Origin of the sequence: Bacteroides caecimuris (assembly GCF_001688725.2) — a bacterium.
GTDB lineage: Bacteria > Bacteroidota > Bacteroidia > Bacteroidales > Bacteroidaceae > Bacteroides > Bacteroides caecimuris.
Genome location: NZ_CP015401.2, coordinates 1,634,604 through 1,652,922 on the forward strand (window position 1 = coordinate 1,634,604; position 18,319 = coordinate 1,652,922).

Annotated in this window: 12 protein-coding genes and 1 tRNA gene; 7 read left to right on the forward strand and 6 right to left on the reverse strand. The window is 39.5% G+C overall.

Translation table 11 applies throughout. The features are described 5' to 3' along the window. Positions 1-11: 11 nt before the first annotated feature. The 5 genes from A4V03_RS06875 to A4V03_RS06895 all read right to left on the reverse strand — a co-directional run bounded on the left by A4V03_RS06875 (position 12) and on the right by A4V03_RS06895 (position 5,340). Positions 12-596: an indolepyruvate oxidoreductase subunit beta gene (locus A4V03_RS06875; RefSeq protein ID WP_065538383.1), complete on the reverse strand. Its 585-nt coding sequence runs from the start codon at positions 594-596 to the stop codon at positions 12-14. 3 nt (positions 597-599) lie between these two features. Next, entirely contained in the window at positions 600-2,192 is a 1,593-nt protein-coding gene (locus tag A4V03_RS06880; protein ID WP_065538384.1) for a thiamine pyrophosphate-dependent enzyme, read from the reverse strand. An 83-nt stretch (positions 2,193-2,275) separates the two neighbouring features. After that, positions 2,276-3,313, reverse strand: a complete 1,038-nt coding sequence (mltG, locus tag A4V03_RS06885) for an endolytic transglycosylase MltG (protein ID WP_065538385.1) — start codon at positions 3,311-3,313, stop codon at positions 2,276-2,278. Between the two features lie 539 nt (positions 3,314-3,852). After that, positions 3,853-4,731 carry a DNA/RNA non-specific endonuclease gene (locus tag A4V03_RS06890; RefSeq protein WP_065538386.1) on the reverse strand — a complete coding sequence of 293 codons (879 nt, stop codon included), beginning with the start codon at positions 4,729-4,731 and terminating at the stop codon, positions 3,853-3,855. 27 nt (positions 4,732-4,758) lie between these two features. Next, a complete protein-coding gene (locus tag A4V03_RS06895; protein WP_065538387.1) occupies positions 4,759-5,340 on the reverse strand; it encodes an epoxyqueuosine reductase QueH in 582 nt (193 codons plus the stop codon). Positions 5,341-5,444: 104 nt separating this feature from the next. Between A4V03_RS06895 and A4V03_RS06900 the strand changes: the two genes are divergently transcribed. Beyond that, positions 5,445-7,484 (forward strand): DUF3352 domain-containing protein, encoded by a 2,040-nt coding sequence (locus tag A4V03_RS06900; RefSeq protein ID WP_065538388.1) that lies wholly within the window; start codon positions 5,445-5,447, stop codon positions 7,482-7,484. 108 nt (positions 7,485-7,592) lie between these two features. Beyond that, a tRNA-Thr gene (locus A4V03_RS06905) sits at positions 7,593-7,665 on the forward strand. Positions 7,666-7,886: 221 nt separating this feature from the next. Here the strand turns inward: A4V03_RS06905 and A4V03_RS06910 are convergent. Next, complete coding sequence (locus A4V03_RS06910; RefSeq protein WP_065538389.1) at positions 7,887-9,095, reverse strand: ROK family transcriptional regulator; 1,209 nt, start codon at positions 9,093-9,095, stop codon at positions 7,887-7,889. Between the two features lie 334 nt (positions 9,096-9,429). Between A4V03_RS06910 and A4V03_RS06915 the strand changes: the two genes are divergently transcribed. The 5 genes from A4V03_RS06915 to A4V03_RS06935 all read left to right on the forward strand — a co-directional run bounded on the left by A4V03_RS06915 (position 9,430) and on the right by A4V03_RS06935 (position 18,319). Beyond that, entirely contained in the window at positions 9,430-11,304 is a 1,875-nt protein-coding gene (locus A4V03_RS06915; protein WP_065540324.1) for an FAD-dependent oxidoreductase, read from the forward strand. Positions 11,305-11,348: 44 nt separating this feature from the next. Next, entirely contained in the window at positions 11,349-12,446 is a 1,098-nt protein-coding gene (locus A4V03_RS06920; RefSeq protein ID WP_065538390.1) for a DUF4434 domain-containing protein, read from the forward strand. 5 nt (positions 12,447-12,451) lie between these two features. Beyond that, positions 12,452-13,858 (forward strand): sugar porter family MFS transporter, encoded by a 1,407-nt coding sequence (locus tag A4V03_RS06925; RefSeq protein WP_065538391.1) that lies wholly within the window; start codon positions 12,452-12,454, stop codon positions 13,856-13,858. A 132-nt stretch (positions 13,859-13,990) separates the two neighbouring features. Then, positions 13,991-15,166 carry a n-acyl-d-glucosamine 2-epimerase gene (locus A4V03_RS06930; protein WP_065540325.1) on the forward strand — a complete coding sequence of 392 codons (1,176 nt, stop codon included), beginning with the start codon at positions 13,991-13,993 and terminating at the stop codon, positions 15,164-15,166. A 30-nt stretch (positions 15,167-15,196) separates the two neighbouring features. Further along, positions 15,197-18,319, forward strand: coding sequence for a SusC/RagA family TonB-linked outer membrane protein (locus A4V03_RS06935; RefSeq protein ID WP_065538392.1), 3,123 nt, complete (start codon positions 15,197-15,199; stop codon positions 18,317-18,319).

The following is an 18,319-nucleotide window of genomic DNA, read 5'->3' on the forward strand; positions in this document are numbered from 1 at the left end:
GGTAATGCCTTTTATTGCATTAGCTTTTCCGCAATCTCTTTGCCGGCTGCCAATGCTTTAAGATTCATTTCTACAATTGCTTCTCCCTTACGCAGGAAGATTTCGCGGATGCTGTCTTGCACTTTCTCGTAATCAATGCCCAGGAATGGGATTGTTGCTCCCAGTAAGACAATGTTGGCAACGCGGGCGGAGCCTACTTCTTTTGCCACTTTGTCTACGTTCAATACTATCTTATGAGGCAGTTTGTTGATTTCTGCCATCACTTTGTCTGTTTCCGGATAATTGGGGATGTTGACAAACGGAGTTTCGTTAGTTACTAACCAGCCGTTAGGGCTAAGGTAGGGGAGGTAACGCAATCCTTCCATCGGTTCCAGTGAGATGATGAGATCACATTTGCCTGACGGGATCAGGTCTGAAGCAATCGGCTGGTCGCTGATACGGAGATTGGATTGAACATCTCCTCCGCGTTGGCTCATTCCGTGCACTTCCGCTTGTTTCATGTATAATCCTTCTTTCAAGGCAGCTTTGCCGATTACTGTGGCAATGGACAGAATTCCCTGTCCGCCGACTCCTGATAATATAATGTCTTTTTTCATGGCTTACTTACTTCTTTTTTTGCGTGCTAATGTCTGGATACACTCTCTGCGTGGGATGATGACAGATACACCACGATATTCGATTTCTTCGCGAATGATTTGCTTCATCTCCTCATAGTTCTTCTTCAATGGAGTAACTATACGGATATGTGCCGGATCTACTCCGATGCCTGCACAGATCGCTTCGATGCGTCCGGTTCCGGCGGAATCCTGTCCACCTGTCATGGCGGTAGTTTCATTGTCGGAGATGACGATGGTTACATTGGCGTTCTCGTTCACGCAATCTAACAGTCCGGTCATTCCGGAATGGGTGAATGTTGAGTCGCCGATGACAGCTACGGCCGGGAAAAGACCTCCGTCAGCAGCACCTTTTGCCATCGTAATGGAAGCACCCATGTCCACACATGAGTTAATTGCATTGAAAGGAGCATTTGCACCTAATGTGTAACAGCCGATGTCGCTGAATACTTTATGAGATGGATATTCTTCTTTCAGAACTTCGGTCAGCGTGATATACATATCGCGGTGTCCGCATCCTTCGCAAAGTGCAGGCGGGCGCATTTCTACAACAGAAGGAATGCCGAATTCCGATTTATTCTCTTTACCTACGGCACGGGCTACAGAGTCCGGATTTAACTCTCCGTCCTGTGACAGAGTACTGTCAAGGCGTCCTTTTACTTTAACGCCAATACCTAGATAGCCTTTCAATTGTTTTTCTACAAAGGGTTGTCCGTCTTCCAGAACTAAGATCTCATCACAAGACTCGATCAATTGATGCAATTGTTTTTTAGGCAATGGATATTGACCAATCTTAAGTACCGGATATTCGCAACCTTCCGGATAGTTTTCCATCAGATAATTGTAACCGATACCACAAGCTACGATTCCCAGCTTTTTGTTAGGACCGTCTGTGTATTTATTATAAGGTGATTCTTCTGAAGCTTTGATAAATTCGTCTTGGCGGGCAAGCAATACTTTGTAGCGTTTGCGGGCGTTTCCCGGCAACAAGATGAACTGACGCGGATCTTCGCTGAAAGAGATGTTGTTCTGCGGCTTCTGCTCTTTGCGTTCTACTCCTGAACGGGAGTGTGCCAGGCGGGTTACCATACGCATCAGGATCGGTTCGCCTACTTTTTCAGAGAATTCGAAGCCGCTGTATACCATATCATACGCTTCTTGCTGATTGCTTGGTTCGTACATTGGTATCAGTGAGAAGTCTCCGTAGAAACGGCTATCTTGTTCGTTCTGCGAGGAGTGCATACTGGGATCGTCTGCGGCTATCACAATCAATCCGCCTTTCACGCCTGTGACGGCAGAGTTGACGAAACAGTCAGCAGCTACGTTCATACCTACATGCTTCATACAAACTAATGCCCGTTTACCTACGAAAGACATACCCAACGCAGCTTCCATCGCTGTTTTTTCATTGGCACACCAACGGTTGTGTATATTCTGTTCGGTCGTTATAGGAGCCATTTGAATATATTCTGTAATTTCAGTAGAAGGAGTACCCGGATAGGCATAAACACCCGAAAGTCCGGCATCCAGTGCAGCTTGTGCAATGGCTTCATCGCCAAGTAAGAGTTGCTTGCTCATATCTATTTCTTTTATTTAGTGTTGATCACAGTTTGTTAATCTATCGGGCAAAGATAGGCTTTTCCGTTCGTTTTATCACAAATTTACTTGAAAATCTTTCTTTCATTCAGTGCTTTCCAGTATTTTCTTGCATTTGCCATGTGGTCGGCGTAATTGGAGGCAAAGTTGTGAGTACCGGAAAAATCTTCTTTGGCACACATGTAGATGTAGTTATGTTTGGTATAGTTCAACACGCTGTCTATTCCCTTTTTAGAGGGGATACGGATAGGTCCCGGAGGCAATCCGGTATTTATATAGGTATTGTAGGGAGAGTTGACTTTTAAATGTTCGTTGGTAATTCGGCGCAGACCAAAGTCTTGCAGGGAAAATTTGATGGTGGGATCTGCTTGTAAGGGCATATCTTGATGTAACCGGTTGATATACAATCCGGCTACCATTGGCTTTTCTTCGTTGTTGTTGGTTTCTTCTTCAACGATGGAAGCAAGAGTACTGACTTCTTCCGGTGTCATGCCGATGGCGGTAGCTTGTGCCAGGCGATCTTTATTCCAGAATCGTTCGTGTTCGTCCTTCATTCGTTTGAAGAATTCGTCTACGCTCATGTCCCAATATACCTGATAGGTTTCCGGTATGAAAAGGCTGGGGAGTGTTATGTTGGTATATCCCATTTGAGCAAGGAAAGTAGAGTCGAACAGTTGGCTCGCGATTTCGGCAGAGTCTATCATGAGCTGCTTGCCGATGCTTCGCGCCAATCGGTCTAATGTCCGGACGCTTCCGATGGTAAGGTTCATAGGTTCCTGATAACCTCTGGAAAAACGGCTATATACATGATAGACGTTGTCGTTGGGGCGAATGGCATATCGACCGGTATGGATATTCTGATTGAAATCCTTGTATTTTGCCATCCACTGGAATCCGGCGAACTTATTGACATGCCCGAATTCTTTTATTTTATGGTAAATAGAATCGGCAGTATCATCCCGGTCTACATAAATATATACGGTTTTGGATGGGTGAAATTGGGGGGCAAACAGATAATAATAAAAGGTGCCCCCGGCAACTGCACAAAGGAGGAATGCTCCGATTAGAATGGATAGTAGAATATTTCTCTTTTTTTTCTTCATCTTTTGAGGTGTATTTAAAAAGTTCGTCAAAGATAAAAAGAATTTGGATAGGAGTGCTCTCTTTTTAGGATGAATCATAAGAAGACTATGTCAAAAGTATGTTTTCTTTCGATGCGGTGTATGAATCCATTCTTTCACGTTACGTCTGCCTTGCTTGATTTATTCAGTTGCTTATTGTACTGCTTGGCATTCATTGCAATTATCTTTTTGTTTCCAGCGTAGTTCCATTATTCCCATATATTGTGGGACTATTTTCCCGCAATATGTGGGAATATTTTCTCATAAAATAAGGGAATACTTTCCCACAATATGTGGGACTAAGACAATCTCTTGACGTCATAATGTGAAACCTTGAGAGTTATGCAACAACTCCCTTTTTATTGAAGTGAGAGTCTGCTTGTAACTAGAATGCCATTGGCACAGGGAAATGAATTCATTTCAGCGAAACGAGTTTTGCTATTTAATAAACGTCAGTCCGATATGACTTCGTCTGCATGGTTTCCTGAAGGAGGAGAGTGCAAGCTTATATCGAATTGACGTTAATTAGGCCACAGGGAGTAATTAATATCTGCTTCTATTTTGTTTTCTATCTCATCGGGCAGAGGTGCGAAGAAATCCATGTTAGTCAGGCTCTCGATGCTATCTATTGTTACCGCATAGGATGATAGAGGTTCTACTGCCTGCTCATTATTAAATAAGAAACCGATAGCTCGCATCGGCTTGACAAAAGGAGAAAGGACTACTTTAAAAAACTTTTGAGGTACTACGACTTTATTCTTTCCGATTGTTTGGGGATATTTTTCAATAATAGGTCCACATATAATAATGATGGCACTGTCTGCTATAGCCCAATCCCGGATCTTTTCTTCCAGATTTTTCCATCCTCTTCTGTTTAGTTGTGGATGTTGCGGACACATATTGCTGAAATAGAATGATTCTTTCATGGCTTCAGGACTCCATTTCATATCTGCGGCGGGAGCCATGTGACCTTTGTCATATCCTGAACGGGTATAGTCGGCATTCGTTGCAATCGGTCCTGTCACTAGTGGATCGGCAATAAAGCGATTACCTCTTTTTTCTTTTCCTTTGGTTTCTTCCCTGGTTAATTCGTAAGAAACCCAGTTGGGAATTTTTAAATCTTTGTTATATGACACTGTATATCCGCTATGGTGGATGATTTGTTCTTGCCGGGGAACTAGTGATATGGGTGTCTCCAAATCTTTGCCAAGTGGGATTTGAAAGGAAGCATCAGTTTGCGGTTCGTTATTTTTCTGGATATTAATCTGCTGGCAATACAAATAAACACCAAAAAGAATAGGAATGAGCACGATAATGGCGATGATACATCCTAATTTGTTATCAGAATGTGATTTCTTTTTGAATAGTTTTCTGTTTTTACCTTTTTTATTTCGATTCATAGATTGGCTGGTGATGACAGTTTTGTTTTATTCTTCTTTTCTCATGCTGAATTCGCAACCGCAATATTGTTGGTTGTAAAAGTTGTATTCTTTAATGATGGCAATACGTCGTTCGCTCAGTCCCCCTTTCCGCCAATTCTGTTCCCAGTACGTAACATCCGGGTAAGAGGCGGTAGCATATTGTCCGGCTTCATTGATCTGCTCCAGGCTTTTCCAGCGACTGGAGGCAAGTGTCGTGGTAATTACAGAGAAACCATGTTCGTGTGCGTAACGGGCTGTCTCCAATAAACGCAGTTTAAAACAACGCAGGCAACGTCCTCCTCTTTCAGGTTCCTGCTCCATTCCTGCTATGTGACATCGCCAGTTTTCATGATCGTAATCCGCATCTATGATTTCCAATCCCAATGATTGGGCATAGCGCGTACATTCTTCTTTTCTTATCATATACTCTTCCTGCGGATAAATATTAGGATTGCAATAATAAATGACGGGGGTGATATGATGTTGCATCATGCATTCAATAATGGCTGATGAACAAGGAGCACAACAAGTATGAAGCAAGACTTTATCGACTCCTCCCGGAACTTCGAGTTGGAATTTCTTTTTCATGCTGTAAAGTTAGTACATATTTACGATACGAGTCAATGGTTTATGTTTTATTCAGAATAGTTTTTTTGTTATCTTTGTCCATTCAAGTTTATAACAGATCAATAATGAATGAATTAAATTGCGGGCAGGAAGAGCAATATGCAAGCCCGGAGAAGAAAAAGAGTACCTCGAAAATTGTAAAGAGAACTTTAGTTGTGGCTGCATTAGCTTTGGCGGTATATGTTGTATATTCCGTAGTTTATTTATTTGTTTCGCCCGATCGTAATATTCAGCAAATCTATCTGGTTCCCGAAGATGCTGCGTTTATCATTCAATCATCGGCCCCGATTGAAGATTGGGAAAAGTTTAGTGGAAGTGAAACATGGCAATGTCTGAAGAAAGCGAAATCTTTCGAGGAAGTAACGGAGAGTGTAGAGAAGCTCGATTCGGTAGTAAAAAGCAATAAAGTGTTGTTGTCGCTTGTTGGTGAACGGGATATGCTTATTTCGCTTCACAAGACTCGTGCCACAAAGTGGGATTTTCTGCTGATCCTGGATATGCAGAAAACATCGAAAATGGATTTATTAAAAGATCAGGTGGAAACCGTATTGGTCATGAGTGGCTTTACTGTCACCAACCGGATGCATAACGGCATTAATATCCTTGAAATGCGTGATCCCGAAACAAGGGATATTTTCTATCTTGCTTTTGTGGATAATCATTTGGTGGGGTCTTATACGTCCGGGCTTGTCGAGTCGGCTATTGATTCGCGTAATAAACCCAAAATCGGACTCAACCAGTCTTTTATTGAAACGGAGAAGTTGGTTTCTGGCAAGGGGCTTGTCAGAGTCTTTATTAATTATGCGCGCGTACCTCAATTCATGTCTATTTATTTGGGTGCAAGAAACGAATACATTGATTTGTTTAGCAATTCTATGAATTTTGCCGGACTTTACCTAAATACGGATAAGGAGCGGATGGAAGTGAAAGGGTATACGTTGAGAAAAGATTCTGCCGATCCTTATGTCACTGCTTTATTGAGTTCGGGAAAACATAAAATGAAAGCGCATGAGATTCTGTCCGGGCGGACGGCTCTTTATACGAATATAGGCTTCAATAACCCGGTAACTTTTGTAAAAGAGCTGGAGAATGCGATGTCGGTTCATAATAAACAATTGTATGATTCTTATCAAAGTTCCCGGAAAAAGATTGAAGGGCTATTCGGGATATCTTTGGAAGAAAACTTTTTGAGTTGGATGTCGGGAGAATTTGCTATTACGCAATCCGAACCGGGGTTGTTAGGGCATGATCCTGAACTTATTTTGGCTATCAGAGCTAAAAGTATAAAAGATGCCCGTAAGAACATGGAATTAATAGAAAAGAAGATTAAGCGACGCAGCCCGGTTAAGATTAAAACAGTCAATTATAAAGATTTTGAGATTAATTACATCGAAATGAAAGGCTTTTTCCGCCTGTTCTTTGGAAAACTATTTGATAAATTTGAAAAGCCATATTATACTTATGTCGATGATTATGTAGTTTTTAGTAATAAGGCTGCATCTTTACTCTCTTTTGTGGAAGATTACGAGCAGAAGAATTTATTGAAGAATAATCCGGGATTTGAAAATGCGCTTTCCTATTTAAAGTCGAGTTCTACCATTTTCTTATATACGGATGTGCGCAAGTTTTATTCCCAGCTGAAACCTATGATGAATCCTGCCACATGGAATGAAATACAATCCAATAAAGATATTCTGTATTCGTTTCCTTACTGGACTATGCAGGTTATAGGAGATGGCCGGTCAGCTTCTTTGCAATATGTGATGGATTACAGTCCATATCAACCGGAGGAGGATGTTGCCATTGCTACCGATGAAGATGATGAGGAAATGAACGAAGATGCTGAAACTGAAAAAGAACAGATGAGCGAATTGAAGCGTTTCTATGTCGAGAAGTTTGAAGGAAACGTTTTGAGGGAGTTTTATCCGGAGGGAGCGTTGAAGAGTGAAGCAGAAGTAAAGGAAGGAAAACGTCACGGTCGTTACCGTGAATATTATGAAGATGGGACATTGAAGCTTCGTGGAAAGTATGCAAATAATAAACCGAAGGGGACATGGAAGTACTATACCGAGGACGGAAAATTTGAGCGCAAAGAAAAGTTCTAGATTGCGTCAACAAAAGTTGATTTAAAAATTATGCTCAAAAAATAATCGGATTCTTTTTGTTTTCTCAAATAAAGCTGTAATTTTGCACGCCGTAAACGAGAGACAAACGCCGCTATAGCTCAGTTGGTAGAGCAACGCATTCGTAACGCGTAGGTCGCCAGTTCAAGTCTGGCTAGCGGCTCTCAAATTAGAACGCTGATTATTAATTAATAATCAGCGTTCTAGTTTTTACAGGATTCCCTATTCTTATTTTAAAATGGGAATCCTGCGTATGTAATAGATGTGAAATATAAAAATGTAATCTATGTTGAGTCGTATTATTGTTTTAGTGGTCGCCGGGGTAGCCGTAGTCTATATCGTTCGCTTTATAGATAACTTTTTCTATCGGCATAGAAGATAAAACTAGCTTTCAAACATTCTGCTGCGTGCCAGCATACAGGCGCCAACGATGCCGGCTTTGTCTTTCAGTTTAGATGTGATGATGGCTGAATCTTTATTAACTAGATTTAGAGAGTACTTGCGTACGGCTGTTTTTATGGGCTGGGTGATATAATCACCGGTTAAAGATAAAGTTCCACCTATAATGACCAGTTCCGGGTTGAAGATATTGATTAGCCCGGCGATCTGTTTGCCCAGTTTCTGCCCGATTTCTTCTACAATTTCAATGCAAAGCAGGTCTTCTTTATTCACAGCGGCAATGATCTCATCAAGAGTGATCGGGTTTTCCTCTGTGGCGATTCGTGTAGATAGAATGGAACTTTCCCCATTTTGAATACGCTCTAATAAGATACGATGAAGTGCCGATCCGGAAGCTTCCGTCTCCAAGCAACCTTTTTTCCCGCAATGGCAGATTATCTCATTATCATAAGCACTTATGTGTCCAAATTCACCGGAGAATCCGGATTTCCCGGTATAAATCTTACCATCAATAATAATTCCGATACCTACTCCCCAGCTTACATTCACAAAAATGATATCTTTTTCTCCTTTCACGCAGCCTTGCATGTATTCGCCATAAGTCATGGCGCGTGTGTCATTATCAATGGTTACTTTATATCCCAATTTTTCGGATAATACATCCGCCAACGGCTTTTCCTCAAAATTGAATTGACTGAAGCTATACCCTGATTCAGGATTTACACGTCCCGACACATTTACATTAATATTTAAGATCTTCTCTTTATTAATAGTGAGCTTCTTTATAAAATGGAGAATATGCTTGCATAACTCATTCATCCCTTCGATTGAGTTCTCAAACTTATAAGGTATATTCATCTTCAATTCTACTATATCGCCTTTGAAATTTATCAGTCCGATGTTGACGGCGAATCTTTTGATGTCTACACCCAAAAAGTAACCGGATTCCGGATTGAGCCCATAGAGGTTGGGGTGGCGTCCGCCACTAGTCTCCAATTTGCCATAATCATTAATATATCCGTCTTCACACATTTCACCAATAAATTTAGTGACAGTCGGTACACTTAAATCCAGCTCTTTTGAAAGATCGGGAATTGTAGAACTTCCATTATATATATAATGTGTAATAATCCTCTTTTTGACGAGAGCGCTTTTAGAGCCCTTTTCTATTTCTTTCAAGAATTGTTGGTTCATAACTATGCATATTTGTTAATCCACACAAAGATAATTAATTTTTTTATTAATAAATGGTTTTGGGACTTTGAAAATTAGAATATCTTGAATGTTATATTCCCTATATACTATATAATGGATTTATATATAGGATAATGTAGCTATGGATGATCGTAGATATAATAAATGAAATAAGATGAATGGTGAGATAATTCCTCCTTTTATTAATTAATAATGCGGTAAATAATGATTTTATTAATAAAATATTTTATTATCTATTGTTTATTTAATAAATATAACTATATTTGTGCCATGATATTATTAATAAAAATCTATGTCCTTAAATGATTTTAGTATGAGAAACTATTTTTTAGGTCTGTGTTTATTATTTGCTTTGTGTTTTACAGCATGCTCTCATTCGGATGATTCTGTTGATGTGCTAATTATTGGTGGAGGTGCCAGTGGAGTGACTGCTGGTATTCAGTCTGCTCGAATGGGGGCTGCGACATTGATAGTAGAAGAAACAGAATGGCTGGGTGGAATGCTCACTTCTGCAGGCGTTAGTGCTGTTGATGGGAACTATGATTTACCGGCAGGCTTGTTTGGTGAATTTCGCGAACATTTGGCAGATTATTATGGCGGACTTGATTCTCTAAAAACCGGTTGGGTGAGTTCAGTGTTATTTGAGCCTTCAGTTGGAAATAAAATTTTCCATGAAATGGTTGATGTAGAGAAAAATCTAAAAGTATGGCATAATGCTACCTTGGTAAAGTTGGAAAGAGAGAATAATGCTTGGATTGCTCAAATTCAGATGAAAGATAATACAATCAAAAAAATACATGCTAAAATATTGATTGATGGTACTGAATTGGGTGATATAGCTAAGATGTGTGGTGTGAAATATGATGTCGGCATGGAAAGCCGTCATGATACTAAAGAAGATATCGCTCCGGAAGAGAAAAATAATATAGTTCAGGATATTACATACGTAGCAATCTTGAAAGATTATGGTAAAGATGTGACTATTTCTTGTCCTGAAGGATATAATAAGGATGAATTTGCTTGTGCTTGTGCCAGTCACGTTTGTATCACGCCTAAAGAACCGGATCGAGTATGGTCTAAAGACATGATGATAACTTATGGAAAGCTTCCTAATAATAAATACATGATTAATTGGCCGATAGAAGGCAATGATTATTATGTAAACTTGATTGAAATGACCCGTGAGGAACGTGAAGAAGCCTTGAAATATGCAAAACATTATACGCTGTGTTTCGTTTATTTTCTGCAACATGAATTAGGCTTTAATACATTGGGCTTAGCTGATGATGAATATCCTACAGCCGACAAATTGCCATTTATTCCTTACCATAGAGAGTCTAGGAGAATTCATGGGCTAGTACGTTTTGATTTAAATCATGCTTGTGAACCGTTCAGGCAGTCTCAACCTCTTTATCGTACTTGTATTGCTGTGGGGAATTATCCTGTGGACCATCATCATACACGTTATCATGGATATGAAGAGTTGCCTAATCTTTATTTTCATCCGATACCGTCATACGGTTTACCTGTAGGAACTTTGATTCCGAAAGATGTTGAAGGATTGATTGTTGCTGAAAAATCAATATCTGTTTCTAATATAATTAATGGTACCACTCGTTTGCAGCCGATGGTTATGCAGATCGGGCAGGCAGCGGGAGCATTAGCAGCTCTTGCGGTGAAAGAAAATAAAAATATAAGAGAAGTATCTGTTCGGGAAGTACAAAATGCAATTTTGGATGGAAAAGGATATTTGTTGCCTTATTTAGATGTTGAGTTAGATCACCCAATGTTTAAGTCACTACAACGTATCGGCTCTACAGGTATATTAAAAGGTATAGGTAAAAGTGTTGACTGGTCAAATCAGATGTGGTTCAGAGCGGATACATTATTATTGGCAAATGAGTTGAAAGGATTGGGTGATGTTTATCCTTTTGTCAATAAACAAATATTTGAAGGTAATAATACCATATCAATTCAGAAAGCTACAGAGTTAATAAGAGAGATTGCAGAAAAAGAAGGGTTTGAGATGAAAGAGGGTAGGGTAGAAGAGATATGGAATGAATTTGAATTGAAAGACTTTGATATGAATCGAAATATTTTGAGAAGTGAAATGGCAATTTTGATTGATCAGATATTAGATCCTTTCAATAATAAAAAAGTAGATATTACAGGACAATATATTCAATAGGTAATAATAATATAAGTGTTAACTGCTGTTTTAATTAAACTAATATGAAAACATTAGATCGAAGAGATTTTCTAAAAAAAGCCACATTGGCTAGCGCATCGGCTTTGACTGTACCAACTTTGTTTGAATCTTGTACTTCAAAAGTTAGTGCTAGTACGGTAATGGCAACTGATGATTTAGAAAGTAAACTTATTGTTCCTAAAAACAATGGTTTGAAAATTACCGGAACTTTTTTGGATGAAATATCACATGATATTCCACATCAGAACTGGGGTGAGAAAGAATGGGACTTGGATTTTCAGCACATGAAAAATATAGGAATTGATACGGTAATAATGATCCGTTCTGGTTATCGTAAGTTTGTCACTTTTCCTTCTCCTTATTTATTGAAGAAAGGTTGTTATATGCCTTCCGTTGACTTGGTGGATATGTTTTTACGTTTAGCTGAAAAGTATGGAATGAAATTCTATTTTGGACTATACGATTCGGGTAAATACTGGGACACAGGGGATATGACCTGGGAAGTGGAAGATAACAAATATGTAATTGATGAAGTTTGGGAAAATTATGGTTCCAAGTATAAAAGTTTTGGAGGATGGTATATCAGTGGTGAAATAAGCCGGGCAACGAAAGGGGCGATTGGTGCTTTCCATGCATTAGGAAAACAATGTAAGGATATATCTAATGGATTGCCTACTTTCATATCTCCTTGGATTGATGGAAAAAAAGCAATCATGGGAACGACAAAAATGACTAAAGAAGATGCCGTTTCTGTACAACAACACGAAAAAGAATGGGATGAAATTTTTGATGGAATTCATGATGTGGTAGATGCATGTGCATTTCAAGATGGGCATATTGATTATGACGAATTGGATGCGTTCTTTTCTGTCAATAAAAAATTAGCAGATAAGTATGGTATGCAATGTTGGACAAATGCCGAATCTTTTGACCGTGATATGCCTATTCGTTTTCTACCCATTAAGTTTGATAAACTTCGGATGAAGTTGGAAGCAGCTAAACGTGCCGGATATGATAAGGCTATTACTTTTGAATTTTCTCATTTTATGAGTCCGCAATCAGCCTATCTGCAAGCAGGTCATTTATATGACAGATATAAAGAATATTTTGAAATAAAATAAATGTGATGAAGTCTACAATCAATATTGGTTATCTTATATTCCTTTCTGTTGTGGCAGCATTGGGAGGCTTTTTGTTCGGATATGATACCGCAGTTATATCGGGAACAATTGCCCAAGTGACTCAACTTTTTCAATTAGATGCACTACAACAGGGATGGTATGTAGGATGTGCTTTAGTGGGTTCTATTGTAGGTGTTCTTTTTGCTGGAATCTTAAGTGATAAGTTAGGAAGAAAACTTACGATGGTTATATCAGCTGTGTTGTTCTCCACATCAGCTCTAGGATGTGCTCTATCAGCCGATTTTGCCCAATTGGTAGTTTATCGGATTATAGGTGGAGTAGGAATAGGGGTTGTGTCCATTGTTTCTCCTCTTTATATATCAGAACTAGCTGTAGCGCAGTATAGAGGACGTTTGGTGTCATTGTATCAGTTGGCTGTAACAGTTGGTTTTTTGGGAGCTTATTTAGTTAACTATCAATTATTGGCATGGGCGGAGAGTGGTACGCAATTAAGTGTGGATTGGTTGAATAAAATATTTATAACTGAAGTATGGAGAGGCATGTTGGGTATGGAAACATTGCCGGCAATCTTATTCTTCATTATCATATTTTTTATTCCGGAAAGTCCCCGCTGGTTAATCGTGCGTGGAAAGGAATTGAAAGCTGTAAATATATTAGAGAAAATATATAATTCGATTACAGAAGCGAAAAGTCAATTAAATGAAACGAAATCTGTGCTGACCTCTGAAACAAAATCGGAATGGTCTTTATTGATGAAGCCTGGAATCTTCAAAGCTGTTATTATCGGTGTGTGTATTGCGATTTTAGGACAGTTTATGGGTGTGAACGCAGTACTTTATTATGGCCCTTCTATCTTTGAAAACGCAGGACTTTCAGGAGGAGATTCTCTTTTTTACCAAGTTCTGGTAGGACTAGTCAATACTTTGACCACCGTTCTGGCTCTTGTCATCATCGATAAAGTAGGCCGCAAGAAGCTGGTATATTACGGAGTTTCGGGCATGGTTGTTTCTCTGATTCTCATCGGCCTGTACTTCCTCTTCGGAGATTCCCTGGGAGTATCCAGCCTCTTCCTGCTCGTTTTCTTCCTGTTCTATGTATTCTGCTGTGCTGTTTCTATCTGTGCCGTGGTGTTCGTACTCCTCTCGGAGATGTATCCCACCAAGGTTCGCGGACTGGCCATGTCGATAGCAGGATTCTCCCTGTGGATCGGAACGTACCTGATCGGACAGTTAACCCCCTGGATGCTCCAGAACCTTACCCCCGCCGGAACATTCTTCCTGTTCGCCGTTATGTGCGTGCCGTATATGCTGATTGTCTGGAAACTCGTGCCGGAAACCACCGGAAAGTCGCTGGAGGAGATTGAAAGATACTGGACCCGTTCGGAACAGTAAAACAAACAGACCTTAATAACAATAAACTAACAACAGGACAGTAGAAATAGTTAGAGATGTTTTTTTGTATGGCCATTCAATAAACGTTATCATCTATATACCTATCCATGCTGTCTTATAATAGATAATATGATGGATTTTAAGAAATTAGCAAATCAATACAAGGATGAACTTTTGGACAATGTCCTTCCTTTCTGGCTTGAACATTCGCAGGACCATGAGCTTGGTGGTTACTTCACCTGCCTGGACCGTGAAGGAAAAGTTTTCGATACGGATAAATTCGTTTGGTTGCAAGGTAGAGAAGTATGGATGTTCTCCATGCTTTACAACAAAGTGGAGAAACGTAAGGAATGGCTGGATTGTGCCGTTCAGGGTGGCGAATTCCTAAAAAAATATGGACATGACGGCAATTATAACTGGTATTTTTCCCTTGACCGTTCGGGTAGACCATTGGTAGAACCCTACAATATCTTTTCGTATACATTCGCCACCATGGCTTTCGGTCAGTTAGGTCTTGCCACCGGCAATCAGGAATATGCAGACATTGCCAGGAAAACCTTCGATATCATCCTGTCTAAAGCGGATAATCCGAAAGGAAAGTGGAACAAGCTTCATCCCGATACACGCAATCTGAAGAATTTTGCCCTTCCGATGATCCTCTGCAACCTGGCTATGGAAATAGAGCATATTTTAGGGAAAGACTATCTGGAAAAAGCGATGAATACTTGTATCCATGAAGTAATGGACGTTTTTTACCGTCCCGAACTTGGTGGGATCATAGTTGAGAACGTAGACATCGACGGTAATCTGGTGGATTGTTTTGAAGGTCGTCAGGTCACTCCGGGACATGCCATTGAAGCCATGTGGTTTATCATGGACCTAGGCAAACGCCTGAACCGTCCGGAATTGATAGAGAAAGCCAAAGACACCACCCTTACCATGCTCAATTATGGTTGGGATAAAGAGTACGGCGGCATTTATTACTTTATGGATCGCAATGGTTGCCCACCTCAACAATTGGAGTGGGATCAGAAACTTTGGTGGGTGCATATTGAAACACTCATCTCTCTCCTGAAGAGCTATCAACTAACCGGAGACAAACAATGCCTGGAGTGGTTTGAGAAAGTACATGACTATACGTGGGAGCATTTCAAGGATAAAGAACACCCCGAATGGTATGGATACTTGAATCGAAGAGGTGAAGTATTGCTGCCACTCAAAGGAGGGAAATGGAAAGGGTGCTTCCATGTGCCAAGAGGACTGTTTCAGTGCTGGAAAACATTAGAAGACTTGATGAATTATAAATAACCCCTCGTTTTATTAACATTAATATTTAATATGGAGAAACAAATCACATGGAGTATAAGGTTTATAGCCTTATTCATCTGTTCGCTTTCTTTCTTAAACGCTCATGCTCAAAAAAACACGAACGTGAAAGGGACAGTGTATGACTCAAACAATGAACCGCTTGTCGGTGCTACTGTTAGTGTAAAAGGGAATTTGTCCAATGGTACTATTACCAATATTGACGGACAGTTTAACTTAAATGTACAAGACTTAAAATCAACTTTAGTCATTTCATTTGTTGGATATCAGACTCAAGAAGTTGCTTTGCAAGGACGTTCAGAGATTACTATCAGATTACAAGAAGATGCAAAAGCATTGGATGAAGTTGTGGTAGTTGGATATGGAACCCAAAAAAAGAAGTTCTTAATAGGTTCCGTTTCTCAAGTAGGCTCTAAAGAGTTGACGATGGCTCCTCAAGCCAACCTATCCAATATGATGACAGGTAAATTACCAGGAGTAACAAGTGTTCAACGTTCCGGTCTTCCCGGAAACGACCAAACATCTATCAACATTCGCGGTTTAGGCACTTTTTTAGATTCAAGTCCCCTCATATTAGTGGATGGTGTCGAACGTATGTTGAATACAGTAAATCCGAATGATGTAGAAAACATATCTATTCTAAAAGATGCCGCCACAGCATCTGTTTATGGTTTGGCAGCAGCAAATGGAGTTATCTTGGTAACAACCAAGAAGGGTACTGAAGGTAAAGTTACGCTTTCATATGACGGTTCTGTAACTTTCCAAAAAAACACAGCCATGCCTGAAATGTTAAATGGTCCTGACTATATCTATTGGTATAATAAAGCTAGTGAACTTGATGGTAATGGTCCGTATTACGGAGCTGATATTCAGACAAAAGTTGCTAATAACTATGATCCGGAAGGTAAATATGGAAATACAAACTGGACGAAAGAAGTTTTCAAGAATCATGGTTTTACACATCAACATAATATTTCGGCTTCCGGTGGTAACAAAAACATCCGCTTCTTTACTAGTATAGGTATGTTAGATCAATCTGGTATCATCGAAAATGTGAATTATGATCGTTATAATGTCCGTTCTAATGTAGAAGGTAATATAACCAAGGATTTAACGTTCGAACTTAATATCTCCGGTTTCTATGAAGAAAAAAACTGGCCTGGAATTAGTACAAGCGCACAAGCCGAACAAAATCCAATTCAGCAGGCTGTTTATGCGGCTCCTATTATTCCCATTTATTATCAAGGAGAATACACAGCTTGGATTGGTCCTGGTAGTTCCACCACACAAAGCCCACTTGCAACATTGAGAAACAGCGGATTCCAGAAAAATCAAAGACATGAGTTTGATGGTACAATGAAAGTTAGTTATGCTTTTCCTTGGGTAAAAGGATTGAAAGCCTCCCTCGGTTTAGTTTATGATACTAGCTATTCGGAAGATAATGGTTTTCTGGTAGGATATAATGTTAATGCTTATAGCGCAGACTCAAAATCATACAATTTAATGCGTGCTTCTTCTACAAGTGAGAAAGGTAATTATACAAAGTCGGCCTCTTCTTTCAGAAGATTTATGGTCCGCCCGACTGTTGAATATGCAAATACCTTTGGCAAGCATGCAGTTTCTGCTTTATTCTTATATGAACAGACACAACTGAAAGGTTCTACAATGACAGGGAAGATGAGTGGTTATAACTTCCATGATCCGGTTGACCTTTCATTAGGTACTGAATTTGTATCCAATCCTACAGGCAGTCACAGTGATAAAGCTACCATTGGTTATGTAGGACGTTTCAATTATATTTTCGATAAAAGATACCTTGCAGAATTTGCTTTCCGTGTAGATGGATCCTATAAATTCGCTAAAGATAAAAGATGGGGCTTCTTCCCTTCTGTATCTCTTGGATGGGTAATCTCTGAAGAAAACTTTATGAAAAATAACATCTCTTCTATCAATTTACTAAAGCTTCGCGCTTCTGTTGGTGAATTAGGTAGTGATAATACAGATGCTTTTTTACATAGAAGTATTTTTAAGGTAGAGAAGAATGCGTATATATTCGGAGGAATTCCTTATGCGGGATTAGGTGCATCCAACTCTATTACTTCCAGCTTAACCTGGTCTACCACTCGCAGTTACAACATTGGTGCTGACCTGACAATGTGGAATGGATTACTAGGAGTAGAATTCGATTTATTTTATAAGTTAACAAAAGACATACAAGAAAGCCGGAGCGGCGGTTTTCCTCCTTCACTAGGTGGAAATTATGCCCAAAAAGGAAATACTGGCAAGATCGATAATCGCGGTTTTGAGTTGGTATTGAAGCATCAGAACCATGTTAATGACTTCTATTATAACATAACTGGTAGTGTGGCATGGGCTAGAAATAAAGTTTTATCGCGAATAGAGAGTGAAAGTACTCCTTGGTACCGGACAAATATAGGTGAACCTTTAGGACAAATTTATGGCTATAAAGCTATAGGATTATATCAAACACAAGAACAATTGGACAACCGTCCTTTCGTTGGCAATGGAGTTCAACGTTTTGGTGATATCATGTATGAAGATATTAATGGAGACGGTAAAATCACACAGGATGGAGACAAAGTTAAAATAGGCCACAGTACCTTACCAGAGTTAAACTACTCTCTATCTATGGATTTCAACTGGAAAGGATTCAATTTTAGTGCATTATGGCAAGGAGCCGCTATTGTAAGTTATACCCTGAATGGTACTTATAACCATGGTTCAATGGATAATACGGTCTATACACGACCATTCTACTCTGGAGGTAATGCTCCTTACTATCTGGTAGAAGATTCATGGACACCAGAGAATATTAATGCCCGTTATCCCAGATTAAGTGCCATTCATAATGGTAATAATGCGTATACCTCTTCCTGGTGGTTGGTAAATGGTAATTTCCTACGTTTGAAGAATTTGCAGTTGGGGTACACAATTCCTAAAAAAATACTTGCTAAAGCCAATATCGGACTATCCAATGTTCGTGTATACGTAGCAGGTACCAATCTGTTAACTTTTACAGATTTCAAATACTGCGATCCTGAAATGGCTATTATAAATAATGGTTATTATCCCCAACAAAAGAATTATAGTGTTGGACTAAATATCACATTCTAA

What these genes read in the sequence shown, in the direction of transcription:
- A4V03_RS06875 (WP_065538383.1), bottom strand. Translation starts at nt 596, where the DNA reads ATGAAAAAAGACATTATATTATCAGGAGTCGGCGGACAGGGAATTCTG.
- A4V03_RS06880 (WP_065538384.1), bottom strand. Translation starts at nt 2,192, where the DNA reads ATGAGCAAGCAACTCTTACTTGGCGATGAAGCCATTGCACAAGCTGCA.
- mltG (WP_065538385.1), bottom strand. Translation starts at nt 3,313, where the DNA reads ATGAAGAAAAAAAAGAGAAATATTCTACTATCCATTCTAATCGGAGCA.
- A4V03_RS06890 (WP_065538386.1), bottom strand. Translation starts at nt 4,731, where the DNA reads ATGAATCGAAATAAAAAAGGTAAAAACAGAAAACTATTCAAAAAGAAA.
- A4V03_RS06895 (WP_065538387.1), bottom strand. Translation starts at nt 5,340, where the DNA reads ATGAAAAAGAAATTCCAACTCGAAGTTCCGGGAGGAGTCGATAAAGTC.
- A4V03_RS06900 (WP_065538388.1), top strand. Translation starts at nt 5,445, where the DNA reads ATGAATGAATTAAATTGCGGGCAGGAAGAGCAATATGCAAGCCCGGAG.
- A4V03_RS06910 (WP_065538389.1), bottom strand. Translation starts at nt 9,095, where the DNA reads ATGAACCAACAATTCTTGAAAGAAATAGAAAAGGGCTCTAAAAGCGCT.
- A4V03_RS06915 (WP_065540324.1), top strand. Translation starts at nt 9,430, where the DNA reads ATGAGAAACTATTTTTTAGGTCTGTGTTTATTATTTGCTTTGTGTTTT.
- A4V03_RS06920 (WP_065538390.1), top strand. Translation starts at nt 11,349, where the DNA reads ATGAAAACATTAGATCGAAGAGATTTTCTAAAAAAAGCCACATTGGCT.
- A4V03_RS06925 (WP_065538391.1), top strand. Translation starts at nt 12,452, where the DNA reads ATGAAGTCTACAATCAATATTGGTTATCTTATATTCCTTTCTGTTGTG.
- A4V03_RS06930 (WP_065540325.1), top strand. Translation starts at nt 13,991, where the DNA reads ATGGATTTTAAGAAATTAGCAAATCAATACAAGGATGAACTTTTGGAC.
- A4V03_RS06935 (WP_065538392.1), top strand. Translation starts at nt 15,197, where the DNA reads ATGGAGAAACAAATCACATGGAGTATAAGGTTTATAGCCTTATTCATC.